19 protein-coding genes are annotated in these 18,392 nt (G+C 33.3%); 13 read left to right on the top strand and 6 right to left on the bottom strand.

The window, feature by feature from the left end:
- Positions 1 to 17: 17 nt before the first annotated feature.
- The gene (locus tag GKG00_RS08320; RefSeq protein ID WP_227930590.1) at positions 18 to 194 is read right to left on the bottom strand and encodes a hypothetical protein; all 177 of its coding nucleotides are present in this window, start codon (positions 192 to 194) and stop codon (positions 18 to 20) included.
- A 201-nt stretch (positions 195 to 395) separates the two neighbouring features.
- Between GKG00_RS08320 and GKG00_RS08315 the strand changes: the two genes are divergently transcribed.
- Entirely contained in the window at positions 396 to 1,427 is a 1,032-nt protein-coding gene (locus GKG00_RS08315) for a PDDEXK nuclease domain-containing protein (protein WP_154255023.1), read from the top strand.
- Positions 1,428 to 1,558: 131 nt separating this feature from the next.
- Here the strand turns inward: GKG00_RS08315 and thiH are convergent, their stop codons facing one another.
- Genes thiH through thiS form a run of 4 tightly spaced genes read right to left on the bottom strand, consistent with a single transcriptional unit; the run spans position 1,559 to position 4,270 of the window.
- Positions 1,559 to 2,713 (bottom strand): 2-iminoacetate synthase ThiH, encoded by a 1,155-nt coding sequence (gene thiH, locus GKG00_RS08310; RefSeq protein ID WP_154255022.1) that lies wholly within the window; start codon positions 2,711 to 2,713, stop codon positions 1,559 to 1,561.
- 7 nt (positions 2,714 to 2,720) lie between these two features.
- Positions 2,721 to 3,485, bottom strand: coding sequence for a thiazole synthase (locus tag GKG00_RS08305; protein WP_002835870.1), 765 nt, complete (start codon positions 3,483 to 3,485; stop codon positions 2,721 to 2,723).
- On the bottom strand, positions 3,475 to 4,071 hold the full coding sequence (gene thiF, locus GKG00_RS08300; RefSeq protein ID WP_154255021.1) for a sulfur carrier protein ThiS adenylyltransferase ThiF: 597 nt from the start codon (positions 4,069 to 4,071) through the stop codon (positions 3,475 to 3,477). Before thiF ends, GKG00_RS08305 begins: the two co-directional genes overlap by 11 nt.
- Before the next feature lies 1 nt (position 4,072).
- The gene (thiS, locus tag GKG00_RS08295; RefSeq protein ID WP_002835868.1) at positions 4,073 to 4,270 is read right to left on the bottom strand and encodes a sulfur carrier protein ThiS; all 198 of its coding nucleotides are present in this window, start codon (positions 4,268 to 4,270) and stop codon (positions 4,073 to 4,075) included.
- Positions 4,271 to 4,503: 233 nt separating this feature from the next.
- Here thiS and GKG00_RS08290 point away from each other — a divergent pair, with 233 nt between their 5' ends.
- The 8 genes from GKG00_RS08290 (at position 4,504) to GKG00_RS08255 (ending at position 11,086) form a co-directional block, all read left to right on the top strand.
- A complete protein-coding gene (locus tag GKG00_RS08290; protein WP_154255020.1) occupies positions 4,504 to 5,115 on the top strand; it encodes a glutathione S-transferase family protein in 612 nt (203 codons plus the stop codon).
- Between the two features lie 96 nt (positions 5,116 to 5,211).
- Positions 5,212 to 5,913 (top strand): DUF5714 domain-containing protein, encoded by a 702-nt coding sequence (locus GKG00_RS08285; RefSeq protein WP_154255019.1) that lies wholly within the window; start codon positions 5,212 to 5,214, stop codon positions 5,911 to 5,913.
- Positions 5,914 to 5,929: 16 nt separating this feature from the next.
- The gene (locus GKG00_RS08280) at positions 5,930 to 7,450 is read left to right on the top strand and encodes a YifB family Mg chelatase-like AAA ATPase (protein WP_154255018.1); all 1,521 of its coding nucleotides are present in this window, start codon (positions 5,930 to 5,932) and stop codon (positions 7,448 to 7,450) included.
- A gap of 339 nt (positions 7,451 to 7,789) precedes the next feature.
- Positions 7,790 to 8,860: a hypothetical protein gene (locus tag GKG00_RS08275; RefSeq protein ID WP_154255017.1), complete on the top strand. Its 1,071-nt coding sequence runs from the start codon at positions 7,790 to 7,792 to the stop codon at positions 8,858 to 8,860.
- A gap of 240 nt (positions 8,861 to 9,100) precedes the next feature.
- On the top strand, positions 9,101 to 9,244 hold the full coding sequence (locus GKG00_RS08270) for a hypothetical protein (protein ID WP_154255016.1): 144 nt from the start codon (positions 9,101 to 9,103) through the stop codon (positions 9,242 to 9,244).
- 300 nt (positions 9,245 to 9,544) lie between these two features.
- A complete protein-coding gene (locus GKG00_RS08265) occupies positions 9,545 to 9,916 on the top strand; it encodes a hypothetical protein (RefSeq protein ID WP_241673675.1) in 372 nt (123 codons plus the stop codon).
- A 156-nt stretch (positions 9,917 to 10,072) separates the two neighbouring features.
- A complete protein-coding gene (locus GKG00_RS08260; protein ID WP_154255015.1) occupies positions 10,073 to 10,471 on the top strand; it encodes an HIRAN domain-containing protein in 399 nt (132 codons plus the stop codon).
- A 9-nt stretch (positions 10,472 to 10,480) separates the two neighbouring features.
- Entirely contained in the window at positions 10,481 to 11,086 is a 606-nt protein-coding gene (locus GKG00_RS08255; protein WP_154255014.1) for a hypothetical protein, read from the top strand.
- A 51-nt stretch (positions 11,087 to 11,137) separates the two neighbouring features.
- On the opposite strand, the gene GKG00_RS08250 is transcribed toward GKG00_RS08255, so the two are convergent.
- A complete protein-coding gene (locus tag GKG00_RS08250) occupies positions 11,138 to 12,103 on the bottom strand; it encodes a 3-hydroxyacyl-CoA dehydrogenase family protein (protein ID WP_154255013.1) in 966 nt (321 codons plus the stop codon).
- A 278-nt stretch (positions 12,104 to 12,381) separates the two neighbouring features.
- Between GKG00_RS08250 and GKG00_RS08245 the strand changes: the two genes are divergently transcribed.
- The 4 genes from GKG00_RS08245 to GKG00_RS08230 form a co-directional block, all read left to right on the top strand.
- A complete protein-coding gene (locus GKG00_RS08245; RefSeq protein ID WP_154255012.1) occupies positions 12,382 to 14,289 on the top strand; it encodes a site-specific DNA-methyltransferase in 1,908 nt (635 codons plus the stop codon).
- Entirely contained in the window at positions 14,289 to 16,904 is a 2,616-nt protein-coding gene (locus tag GKG00_RS08240; protein WP_154255011.1) for a DEAD/DEAH box helicase family protein, read from the top strand. The genes GKG00_RS08245 and GKG00_RS08240 overlap by 1 nt, the downstream gene beginning before the upstream one ends.
- A 69-nt stretch (positions 16,905 to 16,973) precedes the next feature.
- Positions 16,974 to 18,152: an ATP-binding protein gene (locus tag GKG00_RS08235; protein ID WP_154255010.1), complete on the top strand. Its 1,179-nt coding sequence runs from the start codon at positions 16,974 to 16,976 to the stop codon at positions 18,150 to 18,152.
- A 124-nt stretch (positions 18,153 to 18,276) separates the two neighbouring features.
- The coding region (locus GKG00_RS08230) for a GTP-binding protein (RefSeq protein ID WP_154255009.1) at positions 18,277 to 18,392 on the top strand (116 nt) is incomplete at its 3' end.

The raw sequence follows: 18,392 nt of genomic DNA, 5'->3' as shown, positions 1-18,392 counted from the left end.
AACGCTGGTTTTAAATTCTACACATCAATGTAGTCGCCATACACAGGATACAAGTTGTACTTCGTCAAATAACGTTCTACTTGGTCGACTATTCGTGTGTCGTTGATTAAGAATTGTTCGTCGACTTTATCTTTTTCATCATTACGTCTTCCAATTCCTGTGTCTACACTTGCAGAGATTTTGGTAGCTCCCATTAAGGTGACAAGTTACGAAATTCGTTGGATTATCTGGTTGAGATTATGGTTTGCCAACAACATCATTAGATGATAAAAGGAGAAAAGAAAGAACTTATAGGCTAATAACAAGAGACGCAATCTTAGAAGTTGATATAAAAAATCATTTAACAATATTTATGATATAATTATAGCGATTAAGAGGGCAAAGAGGTGCTTTGTATGAATAACGAAAACAATATAGATAGAGTTCATGATGATGTTTTTAATAGCATAAAAATATTGATGGAGAAGGCAAGAAATGAAGTTTTTCGTGAAGTCAATAATATTTTGGTACAAACTTACTGGGAGATTGGACGTATCATTGTAGAAGATGAGCAAGGTCATTCAGAAAGAGCAGAGTATGGGAGAGAGCTACTTAAAGATTTATCTAAGAGATTAACTAAAGAGTTTGGGCGAGGATTTTCAGTATCAAACTTGCAATTTATGAGGAGATTTTTTCATGAATATGAAATTCAACAGACAGTGTCTGTTAAATTGACCTGGTCCCATTATTGTGAGCTTTTATCCATTAGCGATGAGAAAAAAAGAAGTTTTTATGAAAAAGAAAGTATCAACGCAAATTGGTCGGTAAGAGAACTTAAAAGACAAATTAAAACATCGCTTTTTGAAAGATTGCTCTTATCATCAGGAGAAGAGAACAAAGAAAAAGTCCTAGACCTAGCCTTAAAGGGCAATGAAATAAATAAGGCATCTGACCTCGTAAAAGACCCTTATGTTTTTGAATTTTTAGGATTGCCAGAAGAAAAACCAATGATGGAAAGTGATTTGGAAAAAGCACTTATAGATCATATTGAAAAGTTTTTGCTAGAACTTGGCAAGGGTTTTATGTATGTAGGCAGTCAGCAAAGGGTAACCCTAGGCAACACTCATTATTATGTGGACATGGTATTTTACAATAAAATATTGAGGTCTTATGTCTTAATCGAACTAAAAACAAGCAAGCTAATGCCGGAAGCAGTAGGTCAAATCAATATGTATCTCAATTATTATAAATCAGAAGTTAATGATGAGATGGACAATGAACCGATAGGAATAATATTGTGTACAGATAAGGACGGGGTGCAAGCAGAATACGCATTAGGAAACTTATCAAATAAAATATTCGCATCAAAATACACCTTGTATATCCCAAACAGAAAAGAGCTTGAAGAACAAGTTGAAAAAGTAATAGAAAAATACAAGGAAAAATAAAATATAAATTGGAGAAGTAGAGAAAAAATCTACTTCTTTTTTTATTGCAAGGAGAATTAGAATGGAAATAAAGAAAAGATATTAATATAAAAAAAGCCCATCAATGTGGGCTTATGATAAGATATAAAATTCTACACATCAATATAGTCGCTATACACAGGATATAAGTTGTACTTCGCCAAGTCGCGTTCTACTTGGTCGACTGTTCTTGTGTCGTTGATCAAGAATTGTTCGTCGCCTTTATCTTTTTCATCATTGCGTCTTCCGATTCCTGTGTCGACGCTTGCGGAGATTTTGGTAGCTCCCATTAATAGTGACAAGTTACGGAACTCGTTGGATTCTCGAGTTGAGATTGTGATTTGCGCGAATGGCAAGAAGATTCTGGTTGCGATTATAAATTGCATCAATTTTGTTTCAGGAACTTCTTTTATGTTCAAATCTTCTTCGTTTTTCGTTGGCCTGATTCGAGGAAATGATATGCTGATTTCTGCGTGTGGGTATTTTTTTTGCAATAAATTTGCGTGCATTCCCAAACAAAAACAGTCATCAATTCCATCGGAAAGTCCGAACAACGCCCCAAACCCTACGCCACGAATTCCTCCCATGATTGCACGTTCTTGCGTGTCCAATCGATAAGGAAAGCAAGATTTATGTCCTGTTGGGTGGTAGAATTTGTAATTTGTAGGGTTGTATGTTTCTTGGAAAGCTGTGACGAAATCACAACCTGCTTCGTGAAGTTTCTTGTAATCTTCAACATTTGTAGGGTACACTTCAACGCCAACTACACGGAAATATTTCTTCGCCAATTTTACGGCATCACATATATAATCCACCGAGGAGTATTTTTGCGATTCACCTGTTAGAATCAAAACGTCTTCGATTTTTTCGCGTCTCATTTGTTTCATTTCAGATTCTATTTCATCCATGGTAAGTTTCGCACGGACGATATCTGATTTCGCTCTAAATCCGCAGTATTTGCAGCTGTTTTCGCAATAATTTGCGATGTAAAGTGGGCTGAACAAGTACACGTTGTTTCCGAAATATTGTAGTCTTAGTTTTTGTGAGATTTCTCCCAATTCTTCTATAAAATCAATGGCACAATCGCTTAGCATGTTGTAATAATCGAAATAATCCAAGGCTTCGTTGTTTTTGATTTTTCCCAAAGTTCTTCTAACATCATCAGCCGTTACATTTACAGATTTTACCTCAGATAATTTTTCGGATAATTTATCGTAAATGTCCGAATGAATGTCTTGCATATTATTAAAATATTTGAATTCTTCCATTTGTCGCCTACTTAAAGAAATCTCTGAGTGGAGATGAAGGGTCAGCGCCCGTTTCCAAAACTCTGCCCGGTTTTGCGATGTGAGCTAGTCTTCCCGCTTTGATTGCTAGTGCGAAAGCTTCAGCCATTTTGTTGATGTCGCCGCTTGTAGCGATGGCAGTGTTCGCCATGATTGCACTTGCGCCCATTTCCATAGCTTCACACGCTTGTGATGGTTTGCCGATTCCTGCATCCACAATCACTGGCAAATCAATTTCGTTGATGATGATTTGGATGAAATCTTTGGTTGCAAGTCCCTTGTTGGATCCAATCGGAGAGCCCAATGGCATGATGCAACTTGCACCAGCTTCTTTCAAATCCCTCGCGAAATTCAAATCTGGATACATATAAGGCATAACGACGAATCCTTCGTCAGCCAAAACTTTCGTAGCTTTTAACGTTTCTACGTTGTCTGGAAGTAAGTACTTGCTGTCACGCATGATTTCTATTTTCACGAAATTGCCGCAGCCCATTTCACGAGCAAGCCTTGCAATTCTAATCGCTTCGTCTGCATTTCTCGCTCCTGAAGTGTTCGGAATTATCGTCACATTTTCTGGGATAAAGTTCAAAATATTTTTCGTATCGTCTGTATTTGCACGTCTAAGTGCCACAGTAATCATCTCGCAGCCTGCAGATTCCACGCAAGCTTTGATAAGGTTGGGATCGTACTTTCCAGATCCAAGAATAAATCGCGAATCGAAAGATTTGCCACCCAAAATCAATTTATCTTCCATTATTTTCCTCCAATAACCAATTAAGTGCGATTATAGCTTGTGTGCTTGCCGCCATCATCACGTTTGGATAGTACAAACCGATGTCGGTCTTCGTTTCAAAATCGCCACAAACTACAATGTTGTTCATTTTTTTAATTTTCATATCTAATTTTTTCACGCCGCCAATTCCAGACACCGATATTAGTTTTTTGTCAGTTCCGATAAAATGCTCCAATACCAATGACTTTGCGTATTCGTCGTCGAACGCTTCGATTACGATATCGTAGCCGTCAGTCAATTCGTCGATGTTACTTTCAGTAACTTTGATGTTTTCAACAGAAATATTTGCAAATGGCAAAAACTCACCGCAAATTTCCTTGAATGCGTCGACCTTGTACTTGCCGACATCAGTTGGCCTGTAGATTTGTCTGTTCAAATTGGAATATTCAACTGTGTCGTAGTCCACAATTTTGATGGTGCCGATGCCTGATTTTGCAAGCAAAAAGCATGAATTGGTTCCCAAACCACCACAGCCAAGGATCAGAATTTTGGATTTTCTGAAAATATCTGTGTGTTCGGGGATTTGTCTTTTAAAAATCTCTTGCATTTTAACCTCCTCCAACAAATGAAAACACCTCTATTTCGTCGTTATCAGTGACGATAAAATTATCGTAGTCGATTTTTTTGACGAGGTTTTTGTTCACTTCGCAAACTGTCAACTCCACATTGAAGTTCAAATCTTCAAGAACTTTTCTCAAAGAAGAATTTTCTTCGAATGGATATTTGACAGAATTTACAGTAATCATATTTCACCCCCCTAAAAAAAATAACACGAAGGAAACCTACACCCGCGGTGGTGTACCCCTTCGTGTTAAACACTCTGTGATTATTATAGCACATTAATTTGAATTTTCAAAAAATTATCCGAGAAATTTGTCATACAAATTTTCAAATTCGCCATTTGATTCGCCTAATCAATTTGATTATTAAAAAAGAATAAAGGGTATACAATTTACAGCGAAACAAAAGGAGGAATGTTATGAAATTATATTACGCACCAGGCACATGCGCTGTTGCTTGTTGGATTGCTTTGGAATGGGCAGGCGCAGATTACGAGGTAGAAAAGGTACAACTTGGAACAGATGAATACAGAAAAATCAATCCGTTGGGAGCAGTTCCAGCATTGGATATTGGAGAAGGCATAGTCAGAAGCGAATTAGCTGCAATTCTTCGCTACATTTTGAACAAATACCCTGAAAAAGATTTGGGAGCTGACGAAAGCGCCGAAGATAAGTTCCAATTCGATGAAATCATGGCTTTTATGACTGGAGATTTCCATCCAGCATTTGAAGCGTTGTTCGTACCGGCTGGCTTGACAACATCAACTGACGAAGCAGAGATTGATAAAATCAAACAAAAATCATTTGAAACTATCGACAAAATGATGACTCATTTGGACCGTTTGATTGGTGATGGCGATCACGTTTACAAAAATAAGAAAACAGTATTAGATGCTTACGTTTATATTCTTACTCGTTGGAGTGAAATGACTCCAAAATCTTGGAAAGAATATCCAAATATCAAGAGAGTTTCGGAAGCTTTCGAAAAGGACGATGTTGTAAAAGAAATCGTGAAAAAATCTCAAGAATAAAAATATTGTATCGGTGTAGATTTGTCTGCACCGTTTTTTTATTTAAACATATTATAGTGATATAATATAGATAATAAATTATAAGGGGTTGTAAATATGAATGATGAATGCCTGTTGTGCGGGAAACCGTTAGAATATTTGGACGAATCGGTGGAAATGGAGTGTGCAATCTGTCACAAAAAAGAACTCAGCAATACGAGATGTGTCGATGGTCACTTCGTGTGTAACGATTGTCACACAGATGGAATGGATGTGATTTGGGGGATTTGTAAGAATTCTACATCGAAAAATCCAATCGAAATTATGGATCAAATGATGGACGAATCTTTTTGTCATATGCACGGCCCAGAACATCACATTATGGTCGGCGCGGCGCTTTTGACAGCGTTCAAAAATGCTGGCGGAGATATTAATTTGAACAAAAGTTTGAAGGAAATGAGAACTCGTGGCAAACAAGTTCCTGGTGGGACTTGTGGTTTTTGGGGAGCTTGTGGTGCTGGAATTAGCGCAGGGATTTTTATGTCAATTGTCACGGGCTCATCTCCACTTGCAAAGAATACTTGGGGAATGGCGAACAAAATGACTTCCAAAGCGTTGGAATCTATAGGAGAAGTCGGCGGGCCTCGTTGTTGCAAGAGAGATTCCTACATATCAATATTAGATGCAATACAATTTGCCAATGAAAACTTGGGAGTTGAGATGGAATCCAGTGATATTGTGTGCAAATGGTCCAATCACAACAACCAATGCATAGGACTGCGTTGTCCATTTTTCGATAGAAATCACATTAATAATTAGATAACAAGGAGAAATTATGTATTCGAAAGTTAACACGTGTTGTTTGGAGGGGTTGAACGGATATGTCGTGGAATGCGAGTGCGACCTTGCGAATGGTCTAAGATCGTTTAACATTGTTGGTCTTCCCGACACTTCTATAAAAGAATCCAAGGAAAGAGTGCGCTCTGCGATTGAAAACACTGGAATCAGATTTCCAGTGAAACGTATCACGATTAATTTGGCACCGGCAAATTTGAGAAAAGAAGGATCGCAATTAGACCTTGCGATTGCGATGGCGATTTTGCAATCAATGGGAGTGGTGGAAGATTTTTCAGAAAAATGGGCGTTCATAGGCGAACTATCATTGGACGGACGATTGAACCCAGTCAACGGATCGTTGTGCATGGTTTTGTCACTGAAAGATTTGGGATACGAAAGAGTTTACATACCGAAACAAAACGCACAAGAATGCAGCATGGTCAAAGGCATAGAAAAAGTTTCAGTGGAAAGCTTGGATGAAATCATCAGGATTTTGAATGGCGAACAAGAATTGAAAATCTTAGATGACATTGACATCATGCAACAAGAAATACAATACGACGTCGATTTTTCGGATATAAAAGGACAGAAATTCCTCAAAAGAGCCATGGAAATATCTGCGGCGGGATTTCACAATTTGTTGATGATTGGGCCACCAGGAAGCGGCAAAACAATGTCAGCAATGAGACTCAGCACGATTTTGCCCGACATGAGCTTCGATGAAATAATGGAAACCACGAAAATTTACTCCGTCGCAGGACTTCTTGGAGAGAAAAACATCGTAACCACAAGACCATTTCGCTCGCCTCACCACACTGCAAGCCAAGTCAGCCTAATAGGTGGAGGCAGAGTTCCAAAACCTGGGGAAATCAGCCTTGCTCACAATGGCGCATTGTTCCTTGACGAACTTCCAGAATTTTCCAAATCGACAATAGAAGTGTTGCGCCAACCACTAGAAACGAAAAACATAACCATAACAAGAGTCAACGCATCATTGTCCTATCCTGCAAATTTCCTATTTGTAGCAGGAATGAATCCATGTCCGTGTGGATACTTCGGTGATCCTAACCACGAATGCACTTGTTCACAAAATCAAATCGCAAACTATCTGAACAAAGTCAGCCGACCAATACTCGATAGAATCGACATTCATGTCGAAGTTTCGCCAGTAAAATTGGACGAACTCACAACAGATGAAAAGTGCGACACATCAGAACAAATCAAAAAACGAGTCGAAGCTGCACGAGAAATCCAAAAACAACGCTTCAAAAACGAAAAAATCACGACCAATTCACAAATGAACACCCGACAAATTAGAAAATACTGCAAATTAAACGATGAGTTAAACTCCATCATACAGTTGGCATTCGACAAATACAAATTCTCCGCCAGATCATTCGACAAAATCCTCAAAATATCACGCACAATCGCTGATTTGGATGGAAAAGAAAACATCGAAGCGAAACATTTGATGGAAGCAATCAGATATAGAACAGTGGATCAGAAATACTGGGGGTAGTGGGGCAACGTGTTGCACATGCACAAGATGATACCTAAAAATGATACCCAAAAAGACAAAAATGATATCCAAAAACTATGACCTATTGGATAGTTGGCTATTAAGATAAGCATATAAATATAAAAAAGACCCTAGCTTTTAAATCGTTAGGATCTTAATTTATGTTTACACATTTGATTTAATCGTTAATTCTTCCCTCTTCTCTTTTATAAAAATAGGATCAACAATATTTTAATAGTATTTAAGCTAGTAAAACATTAAAATATATTTCGTAATATTATATAATAAAGCTATAATGAAAATAACAATTGAACTTACAAAAAAATAAGGAGAAAAAATATGATGGAAGTTGAATCTACAGTTGAATTGAATGAAGATGTCAAAGAAAAGTTAATTGAATTAGATAAATCTCATTTAGACAAATTAAATCCTTATGGCTTAGAAAAGATTGGTGATGAAGAGACATATCCTGAATTAGATAAAATTATCAAGCAATTTCTTGAATATCATAAAGGAAATGCTGATGGTGTTTTTTCATGGGTTAAGGAGCTGAATAAATTAGCTGAAGAAAAAAAAGGGAAAAAAATTCTATACGTTGGTGATTCTGCTAATCAACACTATGGCTTACCAACACATGTAAATGGTGATTATAAAAATGGATTAATATATCATTGTCTTTTCAATGCTGGTACAAATGGTGTTGAGGATAGTTTAAAAATTAGCGAAAATAGTTTGTATGATTACTATAAAATTCCTGAAAAAGAGCCTGGAAAGGGTCCGAAAGATATTAACGATATTATTTTTGAATCCGAAGAAGGAAAAATAGTAGAAAATTTAAGACATAATATTATAGGACCAGATTCTTTATTAACAAAAGAGTTGATAAACGAAAGAAAAGGTGCTGAAAGAGGTTATTACTGTAAAACATACTATAAAGAAATTTTAGAGAAAAACGAAGATTTCTACTTTGACCTTGATGAGAAAATTTCTGAAAAAACTAATAATTTGGTAAATATAGAGTTGTATCCTCTAAGGTCTAAAAATAAAAAAGGGGCTGGATATAAAATTAATAAATTTTCTTTATTTGGTGCTTATATTATACTTTACAGAATCGGAAAGTATTTAAATGAAGTTGATTCAATGCATGATATTCAAAAACCTAGATTTATATTTAGAAGTTTCACAGAATGGGAAGAATGTATTAAAGCTGCTATAAGAAATTATTTTAACTTTGATGATGATAACGACAAAACAGATGAATTATTTGAGTATCTTTATGATAACTTCTTCTTAGAATTCTCAAGCCCTAATGCTGGTAGTGTTAGTAGTGTTAATGTAGTGAAAAAAGTAAGAATTGGTAATGAAAGATTTGATAAAATGATAGATTGTCTATCAGATCCAGAAAAGTGAAAATAGTGTTAAATAATCAGTTAAATATATGACTTTTTATTAGAAACCAAGTTAAGATTCTAGCAAATATAGCTAGAATCTTTTTGTTATTTTATTAATTATAAGTACATCTTTGAAAAATCAACTAAACTTGGTTGATTTACTGGTATAATGTAGTTAGATATGGATTCAAAGTGATAAAAAATGAATTCTTAATTATTTAGACAGATTTTAAAAATAAAAAATGAAAATTAGGTGTTAATGGATACAAATAATAATAATATTGACAATCAAAAAGGAAATTTACTAGAAAAATTTGATGTAGACACTTATATGTTTAACATTGAAAAATATTTACCAGATTTAAACGATGATAATTTTTATGCTTTGGGTCTTCTATATTGAAAGGTTCAAAAATTAATCTTGATACAAATATTAAAATTAGACTCCACATAGAAGATGTTAGTAAGAATCTATAACAACAAAAATAGATTTAAAACAATTTAATAAATATTTTAATGACAACCAACTATTTTTAAATGATTCAGCTTTTGTATTACATGATGTTAGAAAAATTAAAGCATCAGATATTAGAATAAGACCTAATTTCAAAAATATTGATTTATCTTCTAATGCTAAGCTATCTTTTATTTAATAAATCATGAAAAAATAAAACCATATATTGAAAAATCTATTAAGGCAACATTGAGGTCAAATGAAACAAGAATTTCCGAATACACAAAAGATTTATCAAATTCACTTGTAACATCAGAACAAATCAAAAAACGTGTACAAGCTGCACGAGAAATCCAAAACCAACGCTTCGAAAAAGAAAACATCACAACCAACGCACAAATGAACACCCGACAAATTAGAAAATACCGCAAATTAAACGATGAGCTAAACTTCATCATACAGTTGGCATTAGACAAATACAAATTCTCCGCACGATCATTCGATAAAATCCTCAAAATATCACGCACAATTGCAGATTTGGACGGAAAAGAAAACATCGAAGCCAAGCATCTAATGGAAGCCATCAGATATAGAACAGTGGATCAGAAATACTGGGGGTAGTGGGGGCAACGTGTTGCACATGTGCACGCACAAAATGATACTCCAAAATGATACCTAAAATGATACCCAAAAACGACTTATTGACAATGTATCAAAAGTATTTTGTAACATTACGATATTTTAGCAACAATTAATTTAGCATACGTGGAGAAAAACATGGCTGATTTGACAAAAAAAGATGATGAATCTCTTAAAAACATATTAATTCGAAACAACAGAATAGAAAATATCCCAAAATCTCAAGGTGATATCTACTTATGTGAATGTACTTTGGCACATACAACAAAAATAGAAAAAGTTGAGGAGGTAGAAGCTTCCTTGAAAATGGGAGACAAAATGATTTTTTATCGCGAATTGGAAGATTCATCAGACCATTTTGCGATTCGAGTCGAAACAGTTAATAAAATAAAGCTTGGATATATTCCGCGACAAAACAATATTGTTATTGCGAGACTCATGGATGCGGGCAAAATGATTTATGGAGAATTATCTGCCAAAAAATTAAGGGGAAGATGGATGAGGATGAATGTTAAAATATTTCTTCACGAAATTTAGGAGTAAATTATGTACTATAATAACGAAATAATTCAAGGAAATATTCACGTTTTTGACAGTTATGATATGGATATTTCACCGACTAAAGGAGACAATTGCTTTTTAATAGTTCATCATTTTACAGACAAATCAATAATCGACAAATTAGCAAAAAACTTATTACAAAATGGATATAAATATTTCAATATTTTTGGAGAACAGGCTATTGTTTGGGAAAATACTATAAACAATCTGTCTAATGACGATTCGATTAGAATTGAATCTAGCAAAGTTGCAAGAATTGAAATGGCGTATAATCTTTGTATGATGTCAAAGCTACATCCAAATCGCACCAATCTTATCATTTCGAATGACGAGTATTTTACAGAATATCTCGTAGAAGATGTGAATGATATATCAAGCGGCAACTCTCAATTTACAGTCGACGATTGGGCAAAATTCAGAGCGGGTTTTGAATTTATTTACAATGGAAAAGATGCTATCGTAAGTGTCTGTGAAGGTGTGATTCTGGGATACCTTGGAGAAGAAGTCGAATACGATACAATTATGGAAGCTTTTATGGATAAGATTTTCGATGGAAAAAGCTTCAATCAAATATACAAAATAGAAATTTAATAACCAACCAAAAATCTCCCGAAACACTCGGGAGATTTCGCTTTTATATCATTAAATTTTAAAATCTTTGTGAAGTCTTAGTATTTCGACAAGCATACCGTCACGATATTTTGCGAGCGACTCGTGAGTGTTGCCAATCTCAGCGGGTCTGTTTTTGATTGCTTCGTGAACTCCGTCGACTGTTTTCTTCTTGATGTCGTCTGTGAATTTCGTCCATGTAGCAGCATCTTCTAGCCAAGTTTCCATCGAAGGGCCGATATGATTTAGCAAACCTTCAAGTCCGTGTTCACCGCCACCTAGTTCAAATATTTGTCCAGGTCCCATGATTGCCCATCTAATCGCAGGGCCAAATGTCAACGCAGTTTCACAATCTTCCATGCTAACCACACCTTTGTCCACCAAATCCATCATTTCACGCATAACCACAGCTTGAAGCCTGTTTGCTATAAAACCTGGAACTTCATTTCTGATGATAATAGGTTTCTTCCCCAATCTAGTGAATAATTCACGAAGATCGTTCGCAGTTTCTGGGTCTGATTTTTCTCCTTGTGAAATCTCAATCAGTGGAATTAAATGAGGTGGGTTGTAAGGATGCGCTCCGAAAATTCTTTCGGGATGCTCAGCATCTTCTGCGATTTTCGTCACTAAAAGTCCCGATGTTGCTGAACACAAAACAGCGTCAGGCTTTGCGTATTTTTCAAAAACCTTCACGAATTCCTTCTTCACGTCGTAATTTTCTGGAATACACTCTTCCACAATATCTGCAAATTCAATCGCTTCTTGTTCGTTCGTAGTGTAGCTGATTCTTGATAAAATCGTTTCCTTATCCTCCGCAACGACCTTCTTCTCAATTAATTCGTCCACGTATTTTTCGATAATCTTCTTAGTCTTTGCTTCACTTTCCAAACTTCTGTTGTAACTTTTAACATCCATCTTGCCCATAGCAAAAAGCAAAGTAAACGATGAACCAATCACGCCACCGCCAATTACACAGGCTTTTTCAAAATTCTTCGCCATAAAATCCTCCTTTTGTTAAATCAGATATTCGCAATAACTTTCAATACATATATACCCAAACAAAGTCCACAAAACACAAAAAAAGTAGCTCGCATAAGCTACTCCCATAATTACTCTGCTATTTTCAAATTATATTGGTTGTCATTAGTCAAGAAAAATTGGAAAGTAAATCAGGGTTATCATTCAGCAAAATCGATTTTCATGCTATAATGAAAATATTAGCTAAAATACAATTTTTTAAAGAAAAACCAAAATAAATTTATAAAAAGGTGATTTAAATGAAAGAAAATATCTTTGATAAAATATCTAATTTACTAAGGACAAACAAGAGATATGTGTCTGAAGAAGGAGAATTACTTAAAGCCACAGTTTATTCGGATATAATGACAATGAACAAGGAATTATTGTCTCTTCTTTTATCTGATGGAAAAATAAAAGAAAAATTTTTCGTAAACATAGATGGTACTTTAGTATTTGATAAACAAAAATTTGCTTGGGTCATAGACTCAAAGGAGTTTCTTCCAGACTCCTATACTTCCTACACTAATAAAATAGGTCTTACAAGTGATGGGGACTTTATATCTAATAAAAGAGATGTTGTTTTAGATTTTCCTTACAAGGACTGCGTGCTTGAGGGTGGTCAAACAAAGGACGATCAAAAAAGAAAAGAGATATTTTATAATGAAACGTTAGCAGGGGATGAGATTAGTAGAATGCTTGACCCCAAGATACTGACAAATGCCAGAAGATATTCGAAAGATGGGGTTCAAGAAAATATTACATTAAATGATGAAGATAACCTCATTATAAAGGGCAATAATTTAATAGTACTATCATGTTTACTTAAACGATATGAGGGAGATATCAAGTGTATTTATATTGATCCACCATACAATACAAAGAATGATAGTTTTAATTACAATGATTCATTCAATCATTCAACCTGGTTAACTTTTATGAAAAATAGACTTGAATTAGCACTTAAAATATTAGACGAAAAAGGCGTTATATTCGTGCAATGTGATGACAATGAACAAGCATACCTAAAAGTTATAATGGATGATTTATTTGGAAGGGACAATTATGTCAGCACAATAGTCAGGAAAACAAGAAGTTCCGCTACCACTAAGTCAGATGCGGAAATTGAAAAACTAGAAGATTATATTTTAGTTTATTTTAAAAACAAAAGTATTTCAAAATTTAATAAATTTATAGTAGGTAGTAAAGAATATCCATATAAAGATACAAGAGGCAAATACTATACAGTATTATTACAAGACAATGGTCCTAACGGAACAAGAAAAGCTAGACCTAATTTATACTATCCTATTTATATGAACAAACAAGATGGAACTTTTTCATTAGAAAATAAGCATGATAGCATAGAAATCTTACCGAAAAAGCATAAAAACGATGATGGTACCTGGATGTGGAGTAAAGACAAATTTCTTAAAGATTATAAGGACTTGGAGTACCGAAACGGGAAAATTTATATAAAACATTACTATGATAAAAAAGAAGACCAAAACAAATATAGGAGACTAAGAAATTGGATTGATGATTGTCTTAATTTAAAGGGAACAAAAACATTAAACTCTATATTTGAAAAAAAGGGAGTATTTAGCAATCCGAAACCAGAGGAATTATTAGAAAAATTAGTTTATATCTCTACCGAAAAAAATGATCTAATACTTGACTTTCATCTAGGGTCAGGTACAACAGCTGCGGTTGCCCATAAAATGGGAAGACGATATATAGGTGTTGAACAAATGGACTATATTGAAAATGTGACGGTTGAAAGGATGAAAAAAGTTATTGAAGGAGAGCAAGGCGGTATATCAAAAAAAGTTAATTGGCAAGGTGGAGGTTCATTTGTCTATTGTGAACTTTTAGAAAATGGAAATTCTTTAATTAAAATGATACAATCGGCTACTGAAAGTACGATATCAAAAATAAAAGGTCAAGTATATAAAGACGAGAGAATTGTTCCATATATTACAGAAGAAGAATTGAAGAAAGTAGATGATGAATTTAATAAATTGAATTTAGAAGAAAAGAAAAGAGCACTTATCAGAATTATTGATAAAAACAAATTATATGTAAATTATTCCGATATTGATAATGAAGAATTTAATATTTCCGAATATGATAAGAAATTTACTAGGTCTTTTTATGAGGTGGATTAATGGGAAAGTTCTTATATGAGGATATGCAAAGTTTAAGTAGATTTAATTCGTTAGAAGAAATGCCAGAAATTATTGAGAATGGTCTATCGAAAAATATAGTGCTAAGAGATTATCAGAAGGAAGCTTTTAAATATTTTATAACTTATATGGAAAAAGAGAGCCTATCTAAGAATAAGCAAATACACACACTTTTCCATATGGCAACTGGATCTGGAAAAACGGTTATAATGGCAGGGCTTATTCTCTATCTTTATACAAAAGGATACAGAAACTTTCTTTTCTTTGTAAATCAAACAAATATTCTTGAAAAAACTAAAGAAAATTTTCTTAATAACTTATCCAACAAATACCTTTTTAGTGATGAAATAGATTATTTAGGAGAAAAGATCAAGATAAATAAAGTCGAAAATTTTATAGGAGCATCAAAAAACTACAACGACATTAACATATGTTTTTCTACTACTCAGAAACTACACATGGACTTATTTTCTCCAAAGGAAAATTCAATAACTTATAATGACTTTGAAAATGAAAAGATAGTATTTATCTCTGACGAATCACATCATGTAAATACAATGACAAAGAAGCTGAATAAGGAAGAAAAAGAAAATAAAAAATCCTGGGAATACTCAGTAATGAAAGCATTTTCGATGAATAAAGATCATATTATGCTCGAATTTACAGCAACTGCCGATTTGAAGGACAAGAATGTTAAAGAAAAGTATATGGATAAATTAATATTTAATTATCCATTAATAGAATTTCGAAAATCAGGATATACAAAAGATTTTCAAAATTTTGCTTCAAATTCATCGTTATGGGATAGGGCGTTAATGGCCATTATTATGAGTGAGTATAGAAAGTATTTATTTGCCGATGCTGGTATTAACATAAAGCCAGTTGTTCTGTTTAAATCTCAAAAAATAAAAGAGTCAGAAAGTTTCTATAATGAATTTTTTGATAAAGTAAAGGAACTATCTGAAGATGATATAAATAAGCTTAACAAATCAGGAATCAACGAATTAGCAAATGCTATAAACTACTTCAAAAGGAAAGATCCCTCTATGATGCTAATAATAAATTCATTAAAGGATAGCTTTTCAAAAGAAAATGCGATTATTATGAACGGATCTTCAGATAATACAAAAGAGCAACAATTACAGGTTAATTCATTAGAAGATAAAGATAACCCGATTAGATTTATATTTGCAGTAGATATGCTGAATGAAGGATGGGATGTGCTTAACCTTTTTGATATTGTAAGGCTATACGACACAAGACAAAGCGGTAAAAAAATATCTAATTACACAATTAGAGAAGCACAGCTTATTGGACGTGGAGCAAGGTACTGTCCGTTTAAAATACATGAATATCAGGAAAAATTTAAACGAAAATATGATCATGATTTAGGAAACGAAAACCGTATATTAGAAACAATGTATTTCCATTCTAAGGATGACTCAAAGTATATATCTGAATTAAAACGAGCTCTTATTGATACAGGGATGGAAGATGAGCATCCGATAAAGTTAACATATGAACTTAAAGATTCATTTAAGGAATCTTTAATATATAAAAAAGGCATTGTATTTTCTAACAAAAGGGTTAAGAAGGATAGATTAAATATTAAGGAAATTGAAGAAAGCAAAAAAAATACGGTTTATCACTATACAGTTAGTGACTCTAGAGGTAAGATAAATTCGTTATTTGATGAATCAAATTTAAATAAAGATTCAGAATATAAAATGAAGACTAAATCATTAAAATTTAAGGAGATAAGCTATAATATTCTAAGCGGAGCCTCAGAAAATTATCGAGAACTTAGATTTTCTGTACTGAAGGAAAAATATCCTTCATTAAAATCTACCAGAGAATTTTTAACAGGTGATAAATATCTAGGCAATAATATACTAGAAATTCATTATAGTGTAGATGAAGTAAAAGGAAAAGATATCTATGTTGGATTGGTAAACGCATTCGATAAAATATCCTCTCATATATTCAGCTTAAAACTAGAATATGAAGGTTCCCGAGAGTTTTCAGCAATAAGATTATCAGATGTAATAAAAAATAAAACTATTTATGTATCAAGTGTAGATGTTAGCGGTGGCATAGGAGAGTCACAAAACAACAATAAAAACTCAAATTATCAATTAGAGCTATTTAGCATGGACTGGTATGTTTATAATGACAATTATGGAACTAGTGAAGAAAAGTTATTTATTAAACATTTTAACAGAGAAATAAAACCGTTATTGGAAGAAAAAGGTTTAAAATTTTTCTTAATTAGAAATGAAAGAATTCCTGAGTTAGCAATATATTCATTTTCTGATGGTGAAAGGTTTGAACCAGATTTCTTGCTATTTGTTCAGAAGGAAAATATTGATAATGAATCGAACTACCAGGCATATATAGAACCTAAGGGCTCTCATTTATTGTTGAAGGATGCATGGAAAGAAAAATTTTTGTTAGAGATTGAAGAAAATCACAAGATAGAACAGAATGTTATTACAATGAGTAATGACTATGTTGTACTGGGGCTACCTTTCTTTAATTCGAATGAAAGAAGAAACGAATTCGACAATGCTGTAAATGAATGGATAAAAAAGATATAAAAGTTAATTAAAATGTAAAGAGTTAGAATTTAGAAAATTTAATTAAATAATAGTGAAAGGGAATTTGTTTTGAATAAAAGAAAGGAATTAATTGAAATATTAGAAAATTGTCTACGTTATGGCAGAGAAAATGAATATTTTGACGTAAAGGGTAAGTGGCATTCAAATATCAAGGATTTGATAAAAGATATAATATGTCTTTCAAACACATCGCATGACGAAAAGACATATATAATCTTTGGAGTGGATGATAAATTTAACATAGTAGGAATTAACCCAGACGAATCGCGTAAAATGGCCGACATTACAGATGCTTTTTCAAAACTTTCTTTTGCGACGCCAACTAGACCACAATTTCATTTAGAAAGATTGGATTATAAGGGTAAAATCATAGATATACTAGTTATTGAAAATATTAAAGAAACACCAATCTATTTAAACCGCCATTATGGAGATATGAGGCCAGGCTGTATTTATTCCAGAAAAAATGACAGAAATACTGCAAACAATGGAAATTCTTCGATTGACGAGATTGAATTATTGTGGAAAAAAAGATTCGGATTGTTAAAAGATAAAAAACAGATACTACTGGAGCGTTTAATTAATAAGAGAGATTGGTGTAAAGTTGAATCTGAGTATTATATTAAATTTGAACCTGAATATAGAATGAAAATGATTAATCAGAATTCAGACAATAATTATTATGACGAACAAAATGATGCATTCTACTCATATGCAATGATGAATACATCTACCTATTTTTATACTTTAGAAATTTATTATAATGCTAGTAAACTTGGAGAGTATGAATTTGTTTCACTAGATAGTGGGAATTTAATGGTACCAACTCCTATATGGGATAATAATTTAAGCGATTTAGGAAATGGCTACCCAAATTGCATGTATAAATATTATATGAGAGATACAGAAGAGGGTAGATTATTAAGTTTCTTTTATGATTCCCAAAATTCCGATCAAAGATTTGCATTTAATGATTTACAAGAAGTTGTATTAATTTATAATGATGAAGAAGAAAAGAAGAATTTTGAAAAATATGTGAAGAAAAACAAAGAATTATTTAAACAAACTTATGATAACAACGATAAATATAACATTATATCATCAATGGAAAAACAAAAAAACTATACTAAATTAGAAACCTATAAGTCTCAGCTAAAGTATTGTAATACATTGAGGATAATCTTTGATAAATGGAAACTTGGAAACAAACTTGATGAAATATTTTAAATTTACGCCTCACCGAAAAATATCGGTGAGGTTTTCATATCTACAATTTCCCCCCCCCCAAAAATGTAATTTGTTAACGTTTGTGATATAATAAAAATAACTAAAAATTTCCAGGAGGGAAGCAATGAGTAAAGCTAAATTTGAAAGAAATAAACCACACGTAAACATTGGTACAATAGGTCACGTTGACCACGGTAAAACAACATTAACTGCAGCCGTAACACTTGTATTAAACAAGAG

The organism is Finegoldia sp. BIOML-A1 (genome assembly GCF_009678325.1).
Classification (GTDB): domain Bacteria; phylum Bacillota; class Clostridia; order Tissierellales; family Peptoniphilaceae; genus Finegoldia; species Finegoldia magna.
Note: the sequence above shows the minus strand (reverse complement) of the source record. Positions and strands in the feature narration are given on the sequence as shown.